The organism is Stutzerimonas stutzeri RCH2, from assembly GCF_000327065.1.
Taxonomy (GTDB): domain Bacteria; phylum Pseudomonadota; class Gammaproteobacteria; order Pseudomonadales; family Pseudomonadaceae; genus Stutzerimonas; species Stutzerimonas stutzeri_AE.
In genome coordinates, this window is sequence record NC_019936.1 from 4,433,769 (window position 1) to 4,455,163 (window position 21,395).

17 protein-coding genes are annotated in these 21,395 nt (G+C 63.3%); all 17 read left to right on the forward strand.

Annotated features, from left to right (window positions below; translation table 11 throughout):
• Nucleotides 1-5 precede the first annotated feature (5 nt).
• Nucleotides 6-2,051, forward strand: coding sequence for a type VI secretion system tip protein TssI/VgrG (gene tssI, locus PSEST_RS20720; RefSeq protein WP_015278873.1), 2,046 nt, complete (start codon nucleotides 6-8; stop codon nucleotides 2,049-2,051).
• An 8-nt stretch (nucleotides 2,052-2,059) separates the two neighbouring features.
• Nucleotides 2,060-2,536, forward strand: coding sequence for a hypothetical protein (locus PSEST_RS20725; protein ID WP_015278874.1), 477 nt, complete (start codon nucleotides 2,060-2,062; stop codon nucleotides 2,534-2,536).
• A gap of 27 nt (nucleotides 2,537-2,563) precedes the next feature.
• Nucleotides 2,564-5,404 carry a hypothetical protein gene (locus tag PSEST_RS22450; protein WP_015278875.1) on the forward strand — a complete coding sequence of 947 codons (2,841 nt, stop codon included), beginning with the start codon at nucleotides 2,564-2,566 and terminating at the stop codon, nucleotides 5,402-5,404.
• Nucleotides 5,405-5,815: a lysozyme inhibitor LprI family protein gene (locus PSEST_RS20735; protein ID WP_015278876.1), complete on the forward strand. Its 411-nt coding sequence runs from the start codon at nucleotides 5,405-5,407 to the stop codon at nucleotides 5,813-5,815.
• Nucleotides 5,816-5,979: 164 nt separating this feature from the next.
• Nucleotides 5,980-7,851 (forward strand): di-heme-cytochrome C peroxidase, encoded by a 1,872-nt coding sequence (locus tag PSEST_RS20740; protein ID WP_015278877.1) that lies wholly within the window; start codon nucleotides 5,980-5,982, stop codon nucleotides 7,849-7,851.
• 27 nt (nucleotides 7,852-7,878) lie between these two features.
• Nucleotides 7,879-9,015 (forward strand): catalase family protein, encoded by a 1,137-nt coding sequence (locus PSEST_RS20745; RefSeq protein WP_015278878.1) that lies wholly within the window; start codon nucleotides 7,879-7,881, stop codon nucleotides 9,013-9,015.
• Between the two features lie 144 nt (nucleotides 9,016-9,159).
• On the forward strand, nucleotides 9,160-10,308 hold the full coding sequence (locus PSEST_RS20750; RefSeq protein WP_015278879.1) for an MlaE family ABC transporter permease: 1,149 nt from the start codon (nucleotides 9,160-9,162) through the stop codon (nucleotides 10,306-10,308).
• Nucleotides 10,305-11,090: an ABC transporter ATP-binding protein gene (locus PSEST_RS20755; RefSeq protein WP_015278880.1), complete on the forward strand. Its 786-nt coding sequence runs from the start codon at nucleotides 10,305-10,307 to the stop codon at nucleotides 11,088-11,090. Before PSEST_RS20750 ends, PSEST_RS20755 begins: the two co-directional genes overlap by 4 nt.
• A 2-nt stretch (nucleotides 11,091-11,092) precedes the next feature.
• Nucleotides 11,093-12,031: an MlaD family protein gene (locus PSEST_RS20760; RefSeq protein ID WP_015278881.1), complete on the forward strand. Its 939-nt coding sequence runs from the start codon at nucleotides 11,093-11,095 to the stop codon at nucleotides 12,029-12,031.
• Nucleotides 12,028-12,651: an ABC-type transport auxiliary lipoprotein family protein gene (locus PSEST_RS20765; RefSeq protein ID WP_015278882.1), complete on the forward strand. Its 624-nt coding sequence runs from the start codon at nucleotides 12,028-12,030 to the stop codon at nucleotides 12,649-12,651. The genes PSEST_RS20760 and PSEST_RS20765 overlap by 4 nt, the downstream gene beginning before the upstream one ends.
• 117 nt (nucleotides 12,652-12,768) lie before the next feature.
• Nucleotides 12,769-13,845, forward strand: coding sequence for an HlyD family secretion protein (locus PSEST_RS20770; protein ID WP_015278883.1), 1,077 nt, complete (start codon nucleotides 12,769-12,771; stop codon nucleotides 13,843-13,845).
• The gene (rbbA, locus tag PSEST_RS20775) at nucleotides 13,842-16,583 is read left to right on the forward strand and encodes a ribosome-associated ATPase/putative transporter RbbA (RefSeq protein WP_015278884.1); all 2,742 of its coding nucleotides are present in this window, start codon (nucleotides 13,842-13,844) and stop codon (nucleotides 16,581-16,583) included. The genes PSEST_RS20770 and rbbA overlap by 4 nt, the downstream gene beginning before the upstream one ends.
• Before the next feature lies 1 nt (nucleotide 16,584).
• The gene (locus tag PSEST_RS20780; RefSeq protein WP_015278885.1) at nucleotides 16,585-17,712 is read left to right on the forward strand and encodes an ABC transporter permease; all 1,128 of its coding nucleotides are present in this window, start codon (nucleotides 16,585-16,587) and stop codon (nucleotides 17,710-17,712) included.
• A 201-nt stretch (nucleotides 17,713-17,913) separates the two neighbouring features.
• Nucleotides 17,914-18,984 (forward strand): dTDP-glucose 4,6-dehydratase, encoded by a 1,071-nt coding sequence (rfbB, locus tag PSEST_RS20785; RefSeq protein ID WP_015278886.1) that lies wholly within the window; start codon nucleotides 17,914-17,916, stop codon nucleotides 18,982-18,984.
• Complete coding sequence (gene rfbA, locus PSEST_RS20790) at nucleotides 18,981-19,853, forward strand: glucose-1-phosphate thymidylyltransferase RfbA (protein ID WP_003303536.1); 873 nt, start codon at nucleotides 18,981-18,983, stop codon at nucleotides 19,851-19,853. Before rfbB ends, rfbA begins: the two co-directional genes overlap by 4 nt.
• Nucleotides 19,850-20,395 (forward strand): dTDP-4-dehydrorhamnose 3,5-epimerase, encoded by a 546-nt coding sequence (gene rfbC, locus PSEST_RS20795; RefSeq protein ID WP_015278887.1) that lies wholly within the window; start codon nucleotides 19,850-19,852, stop codon nucleotides 20,393-20,395. The genes rfbA and rfbC overlap by 4 nt, the downstream gene beginning before the upstream one ends.
• Nucleotides 20,392-21,300, forward strand: a complete 909-nt coding sequence (rfbD, locus tag PSEST_RS20800) for a dTDP-4-dehydrorhamnose reductase (RefSeq protein ID WP_015278888.1) — start codon at nucleotides 20,392-20,394, stop codon at nucleotides 21,298-21,300. Before rfbC ends, rfbD begins: the two co-directional genes overlap by 4 nt.
• Nucleotides 21,301-21,395 lie beyond the last annotated feature (95 nt).

Consider the following 21,395-nt stretch of genomic DNA (forward strand, 5'->3'; position numbering starts at 1 on the left):
AGCCCATGTTCAACGCGGCCAACGAAACCCACTTCAGCATGACCCTGGAGGGCGTCGATCACGACTTCCAGGTGCTCGAATTCCGGGGCCGCGAGGCCATCAGCCAGCCCTACCGCTTCGACCTGGAACTGGTCAGCGAGCGCCCCGACCTCGATCTGCAGGCACTGCTGCATAAGCCCGCCTTTCTCACCTTCGACCCCGCCGGCATGGGCATACACGGCCTGGTCCACCGTATCGCCCAGGGCGAATCCGGCAAGCGCCTGACCCGCTATCGGCTCACGCTCGTGCCGCAGCTGGCCTACCTCGCCCATCGCACCAACCAGCGCATATTCCAGCACCTCAGCGTGCCGCAGATCATCGCCCAGGTGCTCGAAGAGCACGGTATCCAGGCCGACGCCTACCGCTTCCAGCTCGGCCCGGTGCTCTACCCGCCACGCGAGTACTGCGTGCAGTACGACGAATCGGACCTGCACTTCGTTCAGCGCCTGTGCGAGGAAGAAGGTATCCATTACCACTTCGAGCACAGCACCAGAGGTCATGTGCTGGTCTTCGGCGATGGCCAGACCAGCTTCGCCCGACTCGGCCAGCCGACCGCCTATCTGCAGGACAACGGCATGACGGCTGACGAGCCGGTGATCAAGCGCTTCGCCGTGCGCGTCGCGACACGCACCAGCCGGGTCGGCCGTCGTGATTACGACTTCGAACAACCCAGGCTGCTGATGGAGGCAACCCACCGCGGCGAGCCAGCGGCGAACGCCATGCCGCAACCCGACCTGGAGGACTACGACTACCCGGGCCGCTTCACCGAGCGCGCCCGCGGCAAACACCTGTCGCAACGCGCGCTGGAGCGCCACCGCCACGACTACCGCCTGGCCGAGGGCAACAGCGACCAGCCGCGGCTGGTCAGCGGCCATCTGCTGGAAATCTCCGACCACCCGCGCCGCGAATGGAACGACCTCTGGCTGCTGACCGAAGTGCTGCATGAAGGCAAGCAGCCGCAGGTGTTGGAGGAGTCAGTCACCAGCCATGTCGAAACTGGCGACGGCTTCATCCAGGGCTACCGCAACCACTTCACCGCTACGCCCTGGGATATCCCTTTCCGCCCGGCCCTTCGCCATCCGAAACCGAAGGTCCTCGGCAGCCAGACCGCCGTGGTTACCGGGCCCGCTGGCGAAGAAATCCACTGCGACGAGTACGGCCGCGTGCGCGTTCAATTCCACTGGGATCGCGAAGGCCAGGCCGACGACAAGACCAGCTGCTGGCTGCGCGTCAGCTCAAGCTGGGCCGGCGACCGCTACGGCGGCATCGCGATCCCGCGCGTTGGCATGGAAGTGCTGGTGACCTTCCTCGAAGGCGATCCCGATCAACCGCTGGTCACCGGCTGCCTGTATCACAAGGAGCATCAGGTCCCCTACGACCTGCCGGCCAACAAGACCCGCACGGTGTTCAAGACCTTGAGTAGCCCGGGCGGTGGCGGCTACAACGAACTGCGCATCGAAGACCGTAAGGGCCAGGAACAGATTTATATCCACGCCCAACGCGACTGGGACGAAAACATCGAGCACGACCAGAAGAGCCGCGTCGGTAATGAACGCCACGACACCGTGGACGCCAACAGCTACAGCGAATTCCGCGCCGAGGAACACCAGACCGTTGCCGGCGACCGCAAAGTGGAAGTCAAACCTGACGACCACCTCACCATCGGCCAGACCCAGCACATCAAGCTCGGCACCGCCCAGCTGACCAAGGCCGGCCGCGAGATCCACCTCAAGGCCGGCCAGAAGATGGTCATCGAAGCCGGCGTCGAACTCACGCTTAAAGCCGGAGGCAGCTTCATTAAGCTCGACCCAGGCGGCATCACCGTCTCTGGCCCGCTAGCGCGAATCAACGCCGGGGGCGCGCCGGGCAAGGGATCGGGAATCAAGATCAAGCCGCCGGTGCTGCCGGGGATGGCTGATAGGGATAAGGCGGGGAGTTTGTTGGAGCAAGTTTCCGCCAGTCCGCTCAACCGAAAAAAGAAAGTCAAAAGAATGATGAATTTTTCAGGCTGAACCAAACGATGAATATCAACCTCAAGAGCCGTCGCCCCTTTCACCACCCTGCACGCCAGATCTTGCTGTTCGTTCTGTCCTGCGGGTACCTGGCTGGCTGCGCCGCCCTCCAACTCGAACCCATCACTTATCAAGAAGCCGTCAGTCGGTATCAGGAAACAGGCGGTATCGAGAATTATCGCTGCGCACTGGTTGCAGCCGATGACCAATATCGGGCCATACGTGACGCCCAACCGATTGCCGTCGAGATAGATGAAGTGTTGTTCATAAAAACTGCCGGCACCGTCCAAGAGCTGCAACAGACCGATATAACCGAAACCCTTACGGCCTACGCTGCTGATGGCATGACCGTCACGCTCACCATGGTCCAGCAGTTCAATTTTTCAGAGTACAACGAGTCGGACGACCGGAACGTTGACCTCGTCATCGAAGTGGAAGGCAAGACAGAGATCTACAAGACCTTCGGAGCGGCCTGCGGCCTCTAAGCACACGACTACAGCCCAGGAACGGACATGACAGGACGTCGCTACAAAATTGTTGAAAGTGTCGGAAACCGCATCGAGGATGTGTTTCGCTACGAAGACCTCGCCAAACATCACCCTTCTTTAGGGCGTGAGCCAAACCGAGAATACGAGACCATCAACGGACAGCTCGAAGAGGTGCGCCATGTTGGTAGCCGCACACTCATCAAGAAGGATTTCGTGTTGCTCGTCGAAGGCAGCAACCAATCCATCCCTGTTCCCAGCCCATTGGCCGGCTATGCCAAGATCAACCGGGCTTACGGCACGCTGCAGATTTATGACGCCCCGAGCAATGGACAGCTGCTCGGGCAGATCTTGCATCTTCACCCGGCATTCAAAGTCAACGATGGAGATGCAATCACATACGGTCAGCATATTGGCCTTCAAGCCGGAACGGACAGGGCGGGCGGGCAGAGCTACGCCATTCACGTCCATGCCGAATTCGAGGAAAGCGTTTTCAAGCGTTATATCGCGGACATAGTCGACGGCACCCTGAGCCCGGATGACGAAAAGCCAAAAGCCGCCGTTAGTGGCAGCGAAAACGGCGCCAAGGGAGATTGGTGCTACCCATGCAAACCAGTAGAAGGCCGCTCGTTGCAACCGCTGACCGCACTATGCAAGGCCCAGACAGGCTTCTATCCCATCGGCGGGAATGGGCTGTGGCATGGCGGCATTCATTTCGACAGGGGCACATCCGGAGCCTTCGATCAGAGCCGCGTCAACTGCATCACCCATGGCGAAGTGGTCGCTTATCGGATCGATGACGAATATCCCATCAGCACCTACACCGGCAAACCGCCGCTTCAGATACAGGCTCCGTTTTCCACGGGTTTCGTGCTGGTCAAACATACGCTTCAGGCCAAAGCATCCATTACTGAGAGTGACCCGAAAGCAAATCCGCCGGCGCTGGCAATCTTCAGCCTGTACATGCACCTCAAGTGCTGGAAAGACTATCGCCAAGACGAGAAGCTGGAGCGACCGTCATTCTGGGCTTCAGGGTTGTATACCGTTAGCACCAGCAGCGGCGAGCTCAACGTCAGAGCCGAAGCCCGAATGAACTCACCTGTCGTGGGCAAGCTCAGTAGAGGCGCCCAGATCCGCGCATCGGGCGAAGGTGCGTTTCTCAAGCTCGAACAGGTGATTAGCGGCAACAACGAGCCGGTGCTGACGCCACAGGTAGATGGGTCTATGCCTGGCTATGTCTCTTCTTCCTTTCTGACGGCCCAATCAAAACCCAAGGCGCTGGGCTCCGTGGTGCTTCTTAATCCACCGGTGCCCATCAAGGCCGGTGATCTGATCGGCCATCTAGGCAAGTACCAGAATCAAAGCGACGGTTTACCTCAGGAACTGTTGCATCTGGAGGTCTTCAGTTGTGAGGACGTGCCATCGTTCATAAGCGAAAGCCGCAAGTGGGCACATAATCTGCCGGCGGAGAAAAAGAGTTTGCTAAAGGTCCATGCGGGTGCCAGCAAGTTGATCCGTCACCGGGGTGACATCAATAGCGAAAACCCTCCTAAGCAGAGCGATGAGGGATCCGAGATCGGCGTCGACCTGATCCTGCCGCAAAGTCTGCTGGACGCGCTTCCAAACGAAGCCAAGATCAGGCTTCCTGCCAACAACACGGCTTACAGCCATTCAGGCGAGACTATTTGGTGGCGACTTGATGATCTGTTAGCCGACAAGGAAGGCCAGCCCATCAGCGGCTGGCTACCGGAACAGGAGTTGATCACTACCCGCCACAGTCCCTGGGAGTGGGAAGGCTTCGAATGCCTTGAGGATGCTGATCCGCCAAGTGCAGGACTCGCCTACTACCTCAACGCGGCGCTTCGCCTGTCCGATGACGAGAAAGCCAGCTACCAGGGTGTCGTCGACCTGGCCGACAAAGGTCCGGTGCGCAGCCGCCTCTACGACATCATCGACACCAACCGCGACGGCAAGATGACCTCCCGAGAGATCCAAGGGGCGCTGGAAAAGCCTTGGCACGCCCAGTCCATCTCGCAGCTCATCACGCGGCATGAAAGTGAATGGTTTTGGAATGCGGCGCACTGGGACGAACTCGATGAGCTGATGGGCCACCGCTCCGATGATCCCAATCAGGATTGGGCCGAAGAGAAGAACCGTATCAAAACTCTGAGCTGGTGGGGCGATATCGCCGGGAACTACTCTATTCGCGCAGATGGGAAAGCTTGGCACTTCCAACCACTCGCCCTTATCGGCGTATTCAGTGCTGTAGCGAAGGCCCGCCCTACGATTAGCGAAGGGCGAATAACATTTGACGCCGAAGGAAATAATATCCCCACATCTCCATTCTTCAGCCGGGTCGTTCATTGGCCTGGAAACGATCTATCGGGAGTCACGCTCGGTCGTGGTTATGACATGGGCTCCCGGCCCGAAATAGAAATCTACGATCATATGACAAGTGCCGGAATTGCACACGACCAGGCAACCAAGATTGCTCAGGCGCACGGAAAGAAAGGCGTGATTGCTCAGCAATTTGTTAGAGAGAACAGAGCTTCCATTGGGCAAATAACTCCCGAGCAGGAAATAGTCCTTTTCAACATTATCCATCCGAACTACGTAGCTCGTGCCATCAGAAACTATGACCACTGGACCGCGAGCGAGCCTGAAAGAACCGAGTGGAACGCCCTAGATCAGGTCATCAGGGATGTGCTGGTTGACTTCGTCTATCAAGGCTTTACCAAGGGGCCCAACCCGATGAAGGCTGGAATGAGGAATGATAAAGCCGAACTGATACGCTACATAGAAAATACGCCTGCCATTAGGCAGTATGAGCCAGGGCGAAACAGAGCTCGTTACCTTAGGAATAACTAAATGTTCAATAGCCGGACAATAAGTCTAATTTTCTTAATTCTATTTGTACGTACAGCATTAAGCGATGATGTTAGTAATCCATGCAAAGAGATTGAAGCCTCTTCTCAGATAGCACTGTGCGCGCAGTATAACAAAGAGCAATCGGACGCTCTTCTTAACTCATCATACAAGGCTACCTTGAATCGGATCAGACTTCAGTATCGAAATTCCCCTTTACTAGCAGACCAATACATTTCCCTATTAAAAACGGCGCAGCGAGAGTGGATCGATCTGCGAGACGCAGATTGCAAGCTTGAAGCCTTTGAAATAGAGGAGACCGCAGAGGCTTACCAAGTAACGATTGATAATTGTATCGCTAAAATGAGTGATGACAGGGCGGACTATCTGAATCGCATCGCCCCTGACATATGAGGACTATGGAAACAATCGGCTATAGGCTTCGCTCAAGATTTTAAAGTATGGGGTGGACCGCACCGACACTAATGTCCGTCACGCAAAAAGATGCCGCCGTATTGCCATCACCCCACAACCCTGCCATAAACGCGCACTCGCCATGACGCTACAAGGATGTAACGATGCGATTGCTGCGCCGAGCCCTGGGGGCTGTCTTGTTGTTGGCCGTGCTGGTCGTGGGGGTCGGGCTGTATTTCGTGGCCTACCCGAACCTTCCAGACTACGAAGCGCCCGAAGCGCTGCATTATCTGGAGCAGTGGGACACCACGCAGCGGCAGGCCTATTACTACACGCCGCAAGGCACCCAGGTTAAAGGGCTGGAGTACGACTGGTTCCGCGCGCTGGAGCTGCCCTTCGGCCGGGACAGGTTCGCCACACCAGACTACCTCTCCCGCTTCGGCTTTCTGGTCGATCCCGCGCAAAAAGCCACCGCGCTGAACCCCGGCAACCTGCCGGTCGGCTTTGCCCGCCATGAAGATGACGAGACCGGTCGCGCCTATCTGGATGTGACCTGCGCGGCGTGCCACACCGGCGAGCTGCGCTACGGGGGTCAGGCCATCCGCATCGACGGAGGCGCGGCGATGCATTCGCTGGCCTCCACCGTGCCGACCCTGCGCGGTGGCGCCTTTGGCCAGGCGCTGGGCATGAGCATGGCCTTCACCTATTACAACCCGCTCAAGTTCCGTCGCTTCGCCGAGCAGGTGCTGGGCGAGCGCTACGAGCAGGACCGCGCGCAGTTGCGCCACGATTTCAAGCAGGTGCTCGACCGCCTGCTCGGCACCGCCTACAACGACTGGCACCGCGGGCTCTACCCCACCGAAGAAGGCTTCGGCCGTACCGATGCGTTTGGCCGCATCGCCAACAGCGTGTTCGGCGACACCATCGATCCGGCAAACTACCGCGTGGCCAACGCGCCGGTGAGCTACCCGCATCTGTGGGATATCTGGAAGTTCGACTGGGTGCAGTGGAACGGCTCGGCCATGCAGCCGATGGCGCGCAATATCGGCGAGGCGCTGGGTGTTGGCGCCACGCTGCGGCTGCTGCACGAGAACGGCCAGCCCGTCGCCGAAGCCGAGCGCTACGCATCGGGCGTTCGTGTACGCGACCTGCACAGGCTGGAAACCACCCTCATGCAGCTGGCCCCGCCCCGGTGGCCCGAAGACGTGCTGGGCGCGATCGATCTCAAGCAGGCCAGCCACGGTCGCGCGCTGTACAAGGAAAACTGTGCGCATTGCCACGATGCCAGGCCCAAGCCGGTCGACAAGCGCTTCGCTGCCGAGCGCGACCCCGAGTGGCGCATGAAGGTGATCCCCACCTCCTTCGTCGGTACCGATCCGACCACGGCCGACAATATTGCCGACCATCGCTTCGACCTGACCCGCCTGGGCTGGACTCAGGACGAGCTGGATCGTCTGGATGTGCAGCTGTATGGCGCGTCATCCAGCCCGCTCGATCTCGCCAGCCTGTCCAGCGCCAAGGGGCTGGCCTATATCACCGCCTATGTCGAAGAGCGCGCCTACCGTGACGCCGGCATCGGCGAGGCCGAGCGAGCGGAATTCGACGGCTTCGGCCTGCCGATCGGCGTGCAGGAACTGCGCGGCTACAAGGCACGTCCGTTGGACGGCATCTGGGCGACGCCGCCGTTCCTGCATAACGGCTCGGTCCCCACTCTGTTCCAGCTGCTGTCGCCGGTGGCCGAACGGCAGAAACAGTTCTGGGTCGGCAGCCGCGAATACGATCCGCAGCACCTGGGCATTCGCACCGAGCGCTTCGACGGCGGCTTTCTGCTGAATACCGAGATCACCGGCAACAGCAACCGCGGCCACGAATTCCGCGCCGGCTGCCGCGGCAATGGCGTGATCGGCCGGGCATTGGCGCCGCATGAGCGCTGGGCGCTGGTCGAGTACCTCAAGGTGCTCGGCGACCCCCGCTTCGAACCGCGCCTCGAGGAACTGCCGGCGCGCCCCGACACCCCCGGCCCACGCTGCCCCTGAACTGCCCTTCGCACAAGGATCTGCCTCATGCTGACAAGACTCTGGCTCTGGATCGGCCGCCTGCTGGGCCGGCTGCTGCTTGCCGTCACCGCCGTGGGCCTGGCCGGCTGGGCGATTGCCGCCGTGCACTTTCACCTCACCCATCGCGGCCCCGTCTCCAGCGAAGAGGTCGTCTCCCCGAGCGAAGCGGCCGACACCCAGGCGATCATCGCCGACGCCATCGCTGTGGTCGAACAGCACAGCGAGAACACCCGTGTGCTGCGCGACGCCCATGCCAAGGCCCACGGCTGCGTGCGCGCCGAAGTCAGCGTGCGCGCCGACCTGGAACCCACACTGCGCCAGGGTGTGTTCAGCGAGCCCGGCAAGACCTGGCAAGCCTGGGTGCGGCTGTCCAACGGCAACGCCTATCCGCAGTTCGACCGCATCCGGGACGCCCGCGGCATGGCGATCAAGCTGCTCGATGTGCCGGGAGAAAAGCTCACGCGTGACCCGCGCCACGCCAGCGAGCAGGATTTCGTGATGTTCAACCACCCGGTGTTTTTCGTCCGTGACGTTGCCGAATATCGCAGCAACTTCGCTGCCCAGGCGCAGGGCAAGAAGGCGCTGGCGTTCTTCCCGAGCATCGATCCGCGCAGCTGGGAGCTGCGGCACCTGTTCATCGCGCTGCAGACCCTGGCGCCCGCGCCCCAGAGCCCGGTTGCCACCACTTACAGCTCCGTGGCGCCGTACAAGCTCGGCCCGCACAACATCAAGTACCGGGTCGTCCCGACGCCGGAAAACTGCCCGAGCTACAAGCTGCCCGAGCAGAACCGCGACCTGCCGAATTTCCTCCGCAGCGCGCTCTACCAGCAGCTGTCCCTCGACCGTGCGCCCGCCTGCTTCGCCCTGCAGGTGCAGCGGCAGAACGCCGAGCACTACATGCCCGTCGAGGACACCAGCATCGAGTGGGACGAGGCCATCGCGCCATTCGAGACGGTCGCCGACATCCGCCTGCCGCCGCAGGACTTCGACAGCCCCGAGCAGAACCTCGCCTGCGACAACCTCAGCTTCAATCCTTGGCACGCACTGCCGGAGCATCGCCCCATCGGCGGCATCAATCGGCTGCGCAAGGCGGTGTACGAGGCGATCAGCAGCTACCGGCTCGAGCGTAACGGCGCACTTTGACGCGTCCCTGGTGGTCCATGGATCAACAGCCGGCACCTGCCGCCGATTGCCGACCCAGGGCGACCCGGTCCTGTCTTGCCGGGCAGAGCCCTGCTAGCATCAATCAGGACCCCATCGCCCGACATAGGCACCCGTTTGCAGCAGATGAGCGCCACCCTGTCCTCGTCTCCCGGTTCGGTGACCCTCGATCAAGGGGCTTCACCGTTGCGGGCGCGTATCCTCGGTGACTGGACGCTCGCCCATTACGCGGCATTGCGACGTGAGGTACAGCGGCTCAGGACGCGGATCGACGAGCGCAGTCAGATCGAGCTGAGCGGGCTCGGTGCGCTGGACACGGCAGGCGCCGGTCTGCTGGTGGAGCTGCTGGGTCGCGAGCGCATCGCCGCCATCGAGGCCTGGGCGCCGCAATTGCCGGCCGAGCGCCTGGCGCTGCTGCGCACCGTCGCCACCGCCCTGGATCAACCGGATGCCGCCGAGCTGCCGCGCGGGTATGAATTCGGCGATCTGCTGGCGCATATCGGCCGCACGGTCACGTCGGTATGGAAGCAGCAGCGCGAGCTGCTCGGCTTCACTGGCCTGACCCTGCAGACGCTGCTGCTGACCCTGCCGCGACCGCGGCGCTGGCGGTTGACCTCACTGGCCGTGCATATCGAGCAGACCGGGCTGGACGCGGTGCCGATCGTCGCACTGCTGACCTTTCTGGTCGGTGCGGTGGTGGCCTTTCTTGGCGCGACCGTGCTCGCCGACTTCGGCGCAACCATCTACACCGTCAACCTGGTGGGCTTTTCCTTCCTGCGCGAGTTCGGCGTGCTGCTGGCGGCGATTCTGCTGGCCGGGCGCAGCGCCAGCGCCTTCGCCGCGCAGATCGGCTCGATGAAATCCAATGAAGAGATCGACGCGATCCGCACCCTTGGCCTGAGCCCGATCGAGCTATTGGTACTGCCGCGGGTGCTGGCGATGCTGATCACCCTGCCGATCCTGACCTTCGTCGGCATGCTCAGCGGCATCGCCGGCGGGCTGGTGGTCTGCGTGCTGGCGCTGGACATCTCACCGACGATGTTCTTCACCATCATGGCGCGCGACATTGCCGTCAGCCATTTCCTCGTCGGCCTGGCCAAGGCGCCGGTGTTCGCCTTCGTCATCGCGGTGATCGGCTGCCTGGAGGGCTTCAAGGTCAGTGGCAGCGCGCAGTCGGTGGGTGAGCACACCACCTCCAGCGTGGTTCAGGCGATCTTCATGGTCATCCTGCTGGATGCCATCGCCGCGCTGTTCTTCATGGAGATGGGCTGGTGACGAGCAACGACGCGCTGATTCAGGTACGCGGGCTGGTCAATCGTTTTGGCAGCCAGACCGTGCACGAGAATCTCGACCTGGACATCCGCCGTGGCGAGATTCTCGGCGTGGTCGGTGGCTCGGGCACCGGCAAGTCGGTGCTGCTGCGCAGCATCGTCGGCCTGCGCCGACCAAATGCCGGCAGCGTCAGCGTGTTCGGCGAGAACCTGCTGGAGCTATCGGCCGAGCGCCGCTCGCAGGTGGAACGGCGCTTCGGCGTGCTGTTCCAGCGCGGCGCGCTGTTCACCTCGCTGAATCTGCAGGAGAACGTGGCCCTGCCGCTGATCGAGCACGCCGGCCTCGAACGCAAAGATGCCGAGCACCTGGCGCGGCTGAAGCTGGCGCTGGCCGGGCTACCGGTTGACGCCGCCTGCAAGTACCCCGACGAACTATCCGGCGGCATGGTCAAGCGCGCCGCCCTGGCCCGGGCGCTGGCGCTCGACCCGGAGGTGCTGTTTCTCGACGAACCCACCGCGGGCCTCGACCCCATTGGCGCGGCGGCCTTCGACCAGCTGATCCTGACCTTGCGCGATGCCTTGGGTCTGAGCGTGTTTCTGGTGACCCACGATCTGGATACGCTCTACACCATCTGCGACCGGGTCGCCGTGCTATCGCGCAAGCGCGTGCTGGTGGCCGATCGACTGGCGGTGGTGGAAGCCACCGACGATGCCTGGATTCGCGACTACTTCCATGGCCCGCGTGGCCGGGCGGCGCAACAGGCCGCTGACTTGTTGGAGAGCTGAAAATGGAAACCCGCGCCCATCACGTGCTGATTGGCCTGTTCACCGTACTGGCAGTCGGCGGCGCCCTGCTGTTCGCCCTCTGGCTGGGCAAGTCGAGCATGGACCGCGAGTACAACTACTACGAGATCAGCTTCAATCGCGCGGTCAGCGGGCTGTCCAATGGCAGCTCGGTGGAGTACAGCGGCATCAAGGTCGGTGACGTCGAAGCGCTGTGGCTGGAGCCGGACGACCCACGCAAGGTGCGGGCGCGCATCCGCGTGTATTCCGGCACGCCGATCAAGCAGGACACCCGCGCCCGCCTTGCGCTGGCCAACATCACCGGCAGCATGATCATCCAGCTGCACAGCGGCACGCCACAGAGCCCGCCACTGGAAGGCACGCGCGGCGAGCCGCCACTGATCATCGCCGACCCATCGCCGCTGAGCGCGCTCTTGGAGAACGGCGAAGACCTGATGACCAACATCAACAACCTGCTGCGCAGCGCCAACCTGATGCTCTCCGAAGACAATGCCGGTCGCATCGGCCGCACCCTGGCCAATCTGGAGCAGGCGACCAGCGTGCTGGCCGAGCAACGCGGCGATCTCAGCGAAGCGCTGACCCAGCTCGGCCAACTGGGGCAACAGACCAACACCGCACTGGCGGAAATCACTCGGCTGACGCAGAACGCCAACGGCCTGATCGACGATGAAGGTCGCCAGCTGCTGAGCAATGCCGGCGCGTCAATGGCCGCACTGGAGCGCGCCACCTCGCGCCTGGACGCACTGCTGAGCGACAACCAGGGCGCGCTGAACAACGGCCTGCAGGGCTTCAGCGACCTCGGTCCGGCAATCAATGAGCTGCGCGGCACGCTCGGCGCGCTGCGCCGCGTCACCCAGCGCCTCGAAGACAACCCGAGCGGCTTCCTGCTCGGCCGCGAAAAGATTCAGGAGTTCACCCCATGAGCCGTCCTGCGCTGCTCCGCCCGTTCGTCCTCGCGACGCTGCTCGGCGCTCTCTCCGCCTGCACGCTGCTGCCAGAGGCGGAGCCGATCCGGGTCTATCTGCTGCCGACCACCGAGGCGTCGGCCGGCCAGCAAGGAGAGCCGCTGCAGCAGGCGCTGCGCATCCATACCCCGCATGCCAGTCGTATCCTTGCCGGACCGCGCATCGCCGTGGTGCCGGACGGCAGTCAGATCAGCAGCTACCAAGGCGCGCGCTGGGGCGATGCCGCGCCGACCTTGCTACGCGATCGGCTGATCGAGCAGTTCCGCCGGAGCGGACCGGTGGCGGTGAGCAATGAGGACAGCAACCTGTTCGCGGAGCTGGAGCTGTTCAGCGATTTGCGCGCCTTCCAGAGCGAATACGTCGATGGCCAGCCGCGGGTGCTGGTCCGCCTGGACGCCCAGCTGGTATCCGCTGTCGATCAACGCATCCTCGCCAGCCGCCACTTCGAAATCCGTCAGCCCAGCGCGAGCCCACAACTGGAAAGCGTGGTGGATGCATTCGGCCAGGCCAGCGACGAGCTCAGCCGCCAGCTGCAACGCTGGACGATCGAGGTAGCGAAAAGCCAGCCCGCGCAGTGAAGTCCGGCGAAACGGTCAGAAAAAATCGTTAAACAGCAGTTTTATTGACTCAGGCTAAGCGTAACCTTCAGGGCAATCGCTTAGCATGCGAACTATCGCTTCACGTAAGGAAAGTTCATGAAAGCGCCAGCCCAGAAAACTCTTCGCCGGGTGCTGTTCGTGCTCGTCGCGCTCGTGGTCATCGGCCTGCTGGCCTGGTCGGAGCTGCGCACCGATGGCCTGGGCGAGGGATTCGCCAGCGGTAATGGCCGCATCGAGGCCACCGAGATCGATGTGGCGACCAAGCTCGGCGGGCGCATTCGCGAGATCAGTGTCGACGAGGGTGATTTCGTCCAGCCCGGCCAGGTCATCGCCCGTATGGATACCGAGGTGCTGGACGCCCAGCTCAACCAGGCCCGCGCCCAGGTGCGCCAGGCGGAAAATGCCATCCTTACCGCCCAGGCGCTGGTCACCCAACGCGAGAGCGAGAAGGCCACGGCCGAAGCAGTGGTGCTGCAGCGCCGCGCCGAACTGACCGCCGCACAAAAACGCCATCAGCGCACCGAAACCCTGGTCGGCCGTAATGCGCTGCCACGCCAGCAGCTGGACGACGACCTCGCCGCCATGCAGAGCGCGCAGGCTGCTCTGGCCGCTTCGCGCTCGCAGGTGCTCTCGGCCGATGCCGGCATCGCCGCCGCCAGGTCCCAGGTCATCGAAGCGCAATCGGCGCTGGAGGCGGCCCAGGCCAGCGTGGTGCGGCTGCAGGCGGACATCACGGATAGCGAACTGAAGACCGATCGCGTGGCGCGCGTGCAGTACCGCGTGGCGCAGCCGGGCGAGGTGCTCGGCGCCGGCGGCAAGCTGCTCAATCTGGTCGACCTGGCCGACGTCTACATGACCTTCTTCCTTCCCGAGCGCCAGGCCGGCCGGGTGGCGATGGGCAGCGAGGTGCGCCTGGTGATCGATGCAGCGCCGCAGTACGTGATTCCCGCCAAGGTCACCTATGTCGCCAGTGTCGCGCAATTCACGCCGAAAACCGTGGAAACCGAGAGCGAGCGCGAGAAGCTGATGTTCCGGGTCAAGGCGCGGATCGACCCGGAATTGCTGAGAAAACACATGGAGCAGGTCAAGACCGGGCTGCCCGGCATGGCTTATCTGAAGCTCGACGCTGACGCCGAGTGGCCGGCACACCTGCAGATCAATGTCGGCAAATGAACACTTCCCCTGCCCCGGTCGCCGAGATCAGCGGCGTCAGCCTGCGGTACGGCAAGACCCGCGCGCTGGATGACCTCAGCCTGAGCCTGCCGGCGCGCTGCATGGTCGGCCTGATCGGCCCCGACGGGGTCGGCAAGTCGAGCCTGCTGGCGCTGATCGCCGGTGCGCGCAAGTTGCAGCAGGGCCATGTGCAGGTGCTCGACGGCGACATGGGCGATGCCGGCCACCGCCGCGCGGTCTGCCCGCGCATCGCCTACATGCCGCAGGGGCTGGGCAAGAACCTCTACCCCACGCTGACGGTGTTCGAGAACCTTGAGTTCTTCGGCCGGCTGTTCGGTCAGGACGCCGAAGAGCGCCACTGGCGCATCGCCGAATTGACCCGTAGCACGGGTCTCGCGCCCTTCGTCGAGCGCCCGGCGGGTAAGCTCTCCGGCGGCATGAAGCAAAAGCTCGGCCTCTGCTGCGCGCTGATCCACGACCCCGACCTGCTGATCCTCGATGAGCCCACCACCGGCGTCGACCCGCTGTCGCGCGCGCAGTTCTGGGAACTGATCGAACGCATCCGCAGCGAGCGCCCACAGATGAGCGTGCTGGTCGCCACCGCCTATATGGACGAAGCGCAGCGCTTCGACCATCTGGTGGCGATGGACGCCGGCCGCATACTTGCCACCGGCACGCCAGCCGAGCTGCTGGCGCGCACCAACAGCGACTCGCTGGAGCAGGCCTTCATCCGCCTGCTGCCGGAAGCCAAGCGCAGCCAGCATCGTGAACTGGTCATCCCGCCGCAGCCGCACAGTGACAGCATCGCCATCGAGGCTCACGGCCTGACCATGCGTTTCGGCGATTTCGTCGCGGTGGATCAGGTCAATTTCCGCATCGCCCGCGGCGAGATATTCGGCTTCCTCGGCTCCAATGGCTGCGGCAAGACCACCACCATGAAGATGCTCACCGGCCTGCTGCCAGCCAGCGAGGGCGACGCCCTGCTGTTCGGCAAACCGGTGGACCCGCACGACATGCAGACCCGTCAGCGGGTCGGCTACATGTCCCAGGCATTCTCGCTGTACAGCGAGCTGACGGTGCGGCAGAACCTCGACCTGCATGCACGACTGTTCCACCTGCCGGCCGAACGACGCGGGCCGCGCGTGCAGGAGATGCTCACCCGCTTCGACCTCACCGGCGATGCCGAAAGCCTGCCCAGCAGCCTGCCGCTGGGCGTGCGCCAGCGCCTGTCGCTGGCGGTGGCGGTGATCCACAACCCGGAGATCCTCATCCTCGACGAACCCACCTCGGGGGTCGATCCGGTAGCCCGCGACGGCTTCTGGGAGCTCTTGGTGCAGCTGTCGCGCGAAGACGGCGTGACCATCTTCATCTCCACCCACTTCATGAACGAGGCGCTGCGCTGCGATCGCATCTCGCTGATGCACGCCGGGCGCGTGCTCGACAGCGACACGCCGCAGGCGCTGATGGCCAAGCGCGGCCTGCCGACGCTGGAACAGACCTTTATCGCCTACCTGGAGGAAGCTGCCGCCGCACATGCCGCCGAACAGCCAGCAGCGCCTCCTGCCGCCACGCGCAACCCGGTCCAACCGGCCGGCAACAATGGCCGTCAGGCCCGCTTCAGCCTGCGCCGCCTGCTCAGCTACACCCGCCGCGAGGCCATGGAGCTGCGCCGCGACCCGATCCGCGCAACGCTGGCCATGCTCGGCAGCGTGCTGCTGATGTTCATCATGGGTTACGGGGTCAGTTTCGATGTGGAGAACCTGACCTACGCCGTGCTCGACCGCGATCAGACCACCACCAGTCAGCATTACCTGCTGAACATGTCCGGCTCGCGCTACTTCATCGAGAAAGCGCCGCTGGCCAACCATGCCGAGCTCGACCAGCGCATGCGCAGCAACGACATCAGCCTGGCGGTGGAAATCCCGCCGAACTTCGGCCGCGACCTCAAGCGCGGCGCGGTGCCGCAAGTAGCGTTCTGGATCGATGGGGCCATGCCGATGCGCGCCGACACCATCAAGGGCTACGTGCAGGGCATTCACCTGACGTATCTGCAGCAGCTGGCCCGCGAAGCAGGTGTCAATGGGCAGCTGGCGCCAGCCGACGTGGCCATCCGTTACCGCTACAACCCAGACGTGCAGAGCCTGCCGGCGATGGCGCCGGCAATGATCCCGCTACTGCTGATGATGATCCCGGCGATGCTCACCGCCCTTGGTGTGGTGCGCGAGAAGGAGCTGGGTTCGATCACCAACTTCTATGTCACCCCGACCACCCGCCTGGAATTCCTGCTCGGCAAGCAGCTGCCCTACATCGCGCTGGGCATGTTCAATTTCGCCACCCTGGCGCTGCTGGCGGTGTTCGTCTTCGGCATCCCGATCAAGGGCAGCATTCTCACCCTCTGCCTCGGCGCGCTGCTCTACGTGACCTGCGCCACCGGCCTTGGCCTGCTGATGTCGTCGATCCTGAACAGCCAGATCGCGGCGATCTTCGGCACCACCATCGTCACCCTGCTGCCGGCCATCCAGTTCTCCGGGCTGATCCACCCGGTCTCGGCGATGGAGGGCGCTGGCGCCTTCATCGGCAAGCTCTACCCGACCAGCCACTTCCTCATCATCAGTCGCGGGGTGTTCTCCAAGGCACTCGGACTGGCAGAGCTGTATCCCTATTTCATCCCCATGCTGCTGGCCATCCCGCTGCTGACCCTGCTCAGCGTCGCCGGTCTGCGCAAGCAGGAGAAATGACATGGGCGGCCTGCGACGCAAACTCGGCAACATCTTCCAGCTCGGCCTCAAGGAACTGCGCAGCCTCTACCGCGACCCGGCGATGCTGGTGCTGATCATCTATTCGTTCACCCTGGCCATCTACGAAGGCGCCACGGCGATTCCCGAGGCGCCGCACCGGGCGAGCATCGCGGTGGTCGACGAGGACCGCTCGCAAGCCTCGCTGCGCATCATCAACGCCTTCCAGCTGCCCTACTTCATCGAGCCGAAAGCCATCACCCTGCAGAAGATGGACAGCGGCATGGACGACGGCCTCTACACCTTCACCCTGAACATTCCGCCGCGCTTCCAGCAGGACCTGCTCGCCGGCCGCCAGCCGACCATCCAGCTCAACGTCGATGCGACCCAGGTCAGCCAGGCCTTCACCGGCGCCGGGCACATCCAGCAGATCATCGCCAGCGAGACCGCCGAGTTCGTCCGCCGCTACCGCAGCAGCGACGCGCTGCCCGTCGAAGCGGTGGTGCGCACCGCGTTCAACCCCAACCTCAGCCGCGCCTGGTTCGGCGCAGTGAACGAGGTGATCAACCAGATCACCATGCTGGCAATCATCCTCACCGGCGCAGCGCTGATCCGCGAGCGCGAGCACGGCACCATCGAGCACCTCCTGGTGATGCCGGTGACGCCATTCGAAATCATGGTCGGCAAGGTCTGGGCGATGGGCCTGGTAGTGCTGGCCGCAGCAGCCTTCGCCCTGCGCTTCGTCGTCGAGGGCTGGCTGAACATCCCGATCCAGGGCTCGCTGTGGCTGTTCGCCGGCGGCGCGGCGCTGCACCTGTTCGCCGCCACTTCGATGGGCATCTTCTTCGGCACGGTTGCGCGTTCCATGCCGCAGCTGGGCCTGCTGGTGATCCTCACGCTGATCCCGCTGCAGATCCTCTCCGGTGGGGTAACGCCGCGCGAGAGCATGCCGGAGCTGGTGCAGAACATCATGCTGGTGGCACCGACCACGCATTTCGTCGAGCTGGCCCAGGCAATCCTGTTCCGCAGCGCCGGCCCATCCATCGTCTGGCCGCAACTGCTGGCGTTGGCAGTGATCGGTACGGTGTTCTTTCTTGGCGCACTGTCGCGACTGCGTGTGTCGCTGCGTTAGTGCCAGGCACATCAGTAGCCGAACCAGCCTCTCTGCTTCCGAGCCTTAAGCCTCACGCCAGCGTGCTGTACTTATGTCGGTAACCAAACGGTTACCCGATACCCCCGAAGCGCTCGGGAATTTTTGCATCGACGGCCGGTCTATCGTGCCGACATGCTAAGAGCCTGATGCTCGACAGCGCGCCAAGGAAGCCTCATCACTATGCGCATTCTCGTAACTGGCGGTGCCGGATTCATCGGCTCCGCACTGATCCGTCACCTCATCCTCGATACCGAGCACAGCGTGCTCAACCTGGACAAACTGACCTATGCCGGCAACCTGGAGTCGCTGGCATCCGTGGAAGACAACCCGCGCTATCAGTTCCTCCAGGCCGACATCGCCGATCGTGAGCGGGTCAGCGAGGCGCTGCTGGAGTTCCAGCCGGACGCCATCATGCATCTGGCCGCCGAGTCCCACGTCGACCGCTCCATCGACGGCCCGGCCGAGTTCATCCAGACCAACATCGTCGGCACCTATCAGCTGCTCGAGGCGACCCGCGCCTACTGGCAGAGCCTGCCGGCCGAGCGCCGCGAGGCGTTCCGCTTCCACCACATTTCCACCGACGAGGTGTACGGCGACCTGCACGGCGTCGATGACCTGTTCACCGAGACCACGCCCTACGCGCCCAGCTCGCCCTATTCGGCCAGCAAGGCCTCGTCGGATCACCTGGTCCGCGCCTGGCAGCGTACCTACGGCCTGCCGGTGCTGATCACCAACTGCTCGAACAACTACGGGCCGTTCCACTTCCCCGAGAAGCTGATCCCGCTGGTGATTCTCAACGCGCTGGATGGCAAGCCGCTGCCGGTCTATGGCGACGGCTCGCAGATCCGCGACTGGCTGTTCGTCGAGGACCATGCCCGTGCGCTGTTCAAGGTAGTCAGCGAAGGGGTGGTCGGTGAGACCTACAACATCGGCGGCCACAACGAGCAGAAGAACATCGAGGTGGTGCGTGGTATCTGCGCGCTGCTGGAAGAGCTGGCACCGAGCAAGCCGGCCGGCCTGGCCCGCTATGAAGACCTGATCACTTTCGTCAAGGATCGCCCGGGCCACGACCTGCGCTACGCCATCGACGCCAGCAAGATCGAGCGTGAGCTCGGCTGGGTGCCGCAGGAAACCTTCCAGACCGGCCTGCGCAAGACCGTGCAGTGGTATCTGGACAACCTCGAATGGTGTCGTCGCGTTCAGGACGGCAGCTATCAACGCGAGCGCCTAGGCGCACTGGAGAACGCATGAAAGGAATCATCCTCGCCGGAGGCTCCGGCACCCGTCTGCACCCCATCACCCTTGGCGTATCCAAGCAGCTGCTGCCGATCTACGACAAGCCGATGGCCTACTACCCGATTTCGGTGCTGATGCTTGCGGGCATCCGCGACATCCTGGTCATTTCCACGCCGCAGGACCTGCCGCAGTACAAGAATCTGCTCGGTGATGGCAGCCAGTTCGGCGTCAATTTCAGCTATGCCGAACAGCCCTCGCCGGACGGCCTGGCCCAGGCTTTCCTGATCGGTGAAGAGTTCATCGGCGACGATTCGGTGTGCCTGATCCTCGGCGACAACATCTTCCACGGCCAGCACTTCACCGAGAAGCTGCAGCGCGCCGCGGCCCAGCCGAGCGGCGCCACCGTGTTCGGCTACTGGGTCAAGGACCCGGAGCGCTTCGGCGTGATCGACTTCGACGAGAGCGGCAAAGCGCTGTCCATCGAAGAGAAGCCGAAGAAGCCCAAGTCCAGCTATGCGGTGACCGGTCTGTACTTCTACGACAACGACGTGATCGAGATCGCCAAGTCGATCAAGCCATCGCCACGCGGCGAGTTGGAGATCACCGACGTCAACATGGCCTACCTCGAGCGTGGTGACCTCAATGTCGAACGCTTCGGCCGTGGCTTCGCCTGGCTGGATACCGGCACCCACGACAGCCTGCTGGAGGCCTCGCAGTACGTGCAGACCATCGAGCACCGCCAGGGCCTGAAAGTCGCCTGCCTGGAAGAAATCGCCTACCAGAACAAGTGGATCGATCGCGAGCAGCTACTGCGCCGCGCCGATGCGCTGGGCAAGACCGGCTACGGCCAGTACCTGTTCAAGCTGGCGGGTGAAGACGCATGAAGGTCGTCGAAACCAGCATTCCCGACGTACTGATCATCGAGCCCAAGGTCTTCGGCGACGAACGCGGTTTCTTCTACGAGAGCTTCAACGCGGCCGCTTTCGAAGCGGCCACGGGGCTCAAGCGTCAGTTCGTCCAGGACAACCACTCCAAGTCCCAGCGCGGCGTGCTGCGTGGCCTGCACTACCAGATCCAGCAGCCGCAGGGAAAACTGGTGCGCGTGGTGGCCGGCGAGGTATTCGACGTCGCTGTCGACCTGCGCAAGAGTTCGCCAAGCTTCGGCCGCTGGTTCGGCACCCACCTGAGTGCACAGAACCAGCGCCAGCTGTGGATTCCCGAAGGCTTCGCGCATGGTTTCGTGGTGCTCAGCGAAAGCGCTGAGTTCCTCTACAAGACCACCGACTACTACGCGCCGGAGCACGAGCGCAGCCTGTTGTGGAACGATCCGGCGCTCGGCATCGAATGGCCGTTCGACGAGTCGCCACAGCTGTCCGCCAAGGACCAGGCTGGCAAGCGCCTCAGCGATGCGGAGCTGTTTCCATGAAGATCCTGATCACCGGCAGCCAGGGGCAGCTTGCCCGCGAGCTGCAGTTGGAGCTGGCGGGCAAGCTGCTGGCCCTTGGGCACAACGCCCTGAACCTCGCCGATCCGGAGCAGATCCGCGAGCAGGTGCGTCTGGTGCGGCCGGACCTGATCATCAATGCCGCGGCCTATACGGCCGTGGACCCGGCAGAAACCCACCGTGAGCAGGCCTTCGCAGTCAATGCACGCGGACCGCAAGTGCTGGCCGAAGAAGCCGCACGTCTGGGCGTGCCGCTGATTCACTACTCCACCGACTACGTGTTCGACGGCCGCAAGGGCGAACCCTACACCGAAGCGGACGTGCCGCAGCCGCTGAGCGTATACGGCGCCAGCAAGCTGGCCGGAGAACAGGCGATTCAGGCGGTCGGAGGGGAATACCTGATCCTGCGGACCAGCTGGGTCTATTCACAGCACGGCAAGAATTTCCTGCTGACCATGCAGCGTCTGCTGCAGGAGCGTGATGCGCTATCGGTGGTCAGCGACGAGATCGGCGCACCGACCTGGGCGGCGACCATCGCCCGCACCACCGCGGAAATGGTGCGCAAGCGCAGCGCTGGCGAAGCCGGGCCGAGTGGCCTTTACCACCTCACCGCGGGCGGCGAAACCTCTTGGTATGGCTTCGCCTGCAGCATCGCCGAGCACCTGCGCCAGCAGGGCCGCTTGCGCGCCGAGATCACCCCGATCCTGTCCAAGGATTACCCCACCGCTGCGCAGCGCCCGCTCAATTCGCGGCTCAATTGCGCACGACTGCAGCAGGACTGGGGCATCCGTCTGCCGGACTGGGAAACCGCTCTGCATGAATGCCTTGTTCAGAGCGATGAGCAGGCTGTCGCCAGCGCGCCGCGGACCGCCACAGTCGGCCGCTGAGCTGGCCGGCAGTGGCTGCGTCCTGGCCACTCCAAACCAGAGGTTCCGCCTGACCGGCCAGCGCTATCGACGCTGAACGCCGGTACGCTCTGCGT

Bases quoted from the DNA above. Each gene is read 5' to 3' on its own strand.
- tssI (WP_015278873.1), top strand. From the start codon at position 6: ATGTTCAACGCGGCCAACGAAACCCACTTCAGCATGACCCTGGAGGGC.
- PSEST_RS20725 (WP_015278874.1), top strand. From the start codon at position 2,060: ATGAATATCAACCTCAAGAGCCGTCGCCCCTTTCACCACCCTGCACGC.
- PSEST_RS22450 (WP_015278875.1), top strand. From the start codon at position 2,564: ATGACAGGACGTCGCTACAAAATTGTTGAAAGTGTCGGAAACCGCATC.
- PSEST_RS20735 (WP_015278876.1), top strand. From the start codon at position 5,405: ATGTTCAATAGCCGGACAATAAGTCTAATTTTCTTAATTCTATTTGTA.
- PSEST_RS20740 (WP_015278877.1), top strand. From the start codon at position 5,980: ATGCGATTGCTGCGCCGAGCCCTGGGGGCTGTCTTGTTGTTGGCCGTG.
- PSEST_RS20745 (WP_015278878.1), top strand. From the start codon at position 7,879: ATGCTGACAAGACTCTGGCTCTGGATCGGCCGCCTGCTGGGCCGGCTG.
- PSEST_RS20750 (WP_015278879.1), top strand. From the start codon at position 9,160: ATGAGCGCCACCCTGTCCTCGTCTCCCGGTTCGGTGACCCTCGATCAA.
- PSEST_RS20760 (WP_015278881.1), top strand. From the start codon at position 11,093: ATGGAAACCCGCGCCCATCACGTGCTGATTGGCCTGTTCACCGTACTG.
- PSEST_RS20765 (WP_015278882.1), top strand. From the start codon at position 12,028: ATGAGCCGTCCTGCGCTGCTCCGCCCGTTCGTCCTCGCGACGCTGCTC.
- PSEST_RS20770 (WP_015278883.1), top strand. From the start codon at position 12,769: ATGAAAGCGCCAGCCCAGAAAACTCTTCGCCGGGTGCTGTTCGTGCTC.
- rbbA (WP_015278884.1), top strand. From the start codon at position 13,842: ATGAACACTTCCCCTGCCCCGGTCGCCGAGATCAGCGGCGTCAGCCTG.
- PSEST_RS20780 (WP_015278885.1), top strand. From the start codon at position 16,585: ATGGGCGGCCTGCGACGCAAACTCGGCAACATCTTCCAGCTCGGCCTC.
- rfbB (WP_015278886.1), top strand. From the start codon at position 17,914: ATGCGCATTCTCGTAACTGGCGGTGCCGGATTCATCGGCTCCGCACTG.
- rfbA (WP_003303536.1), top strand. From the start codon at position 18,981: ATGAAAGGAATCATCCTCGCCGGAGGCTCCGGCACCCGTCTGCACCCC.
- rfbC (WP_015278887.1), top strand. From the start codon at position 19,850: ATGAAGGTCGTCGAAACCAGCATTCCCGACGTACTGATCATCGAGCCC.
- rfbD (WP_015278888.1), top strand. From the start codon at position 20,392: ATGAAGATCCTGATCACCGGCAGCCAGGGGCAGCTTGCCCGCGAGCTG.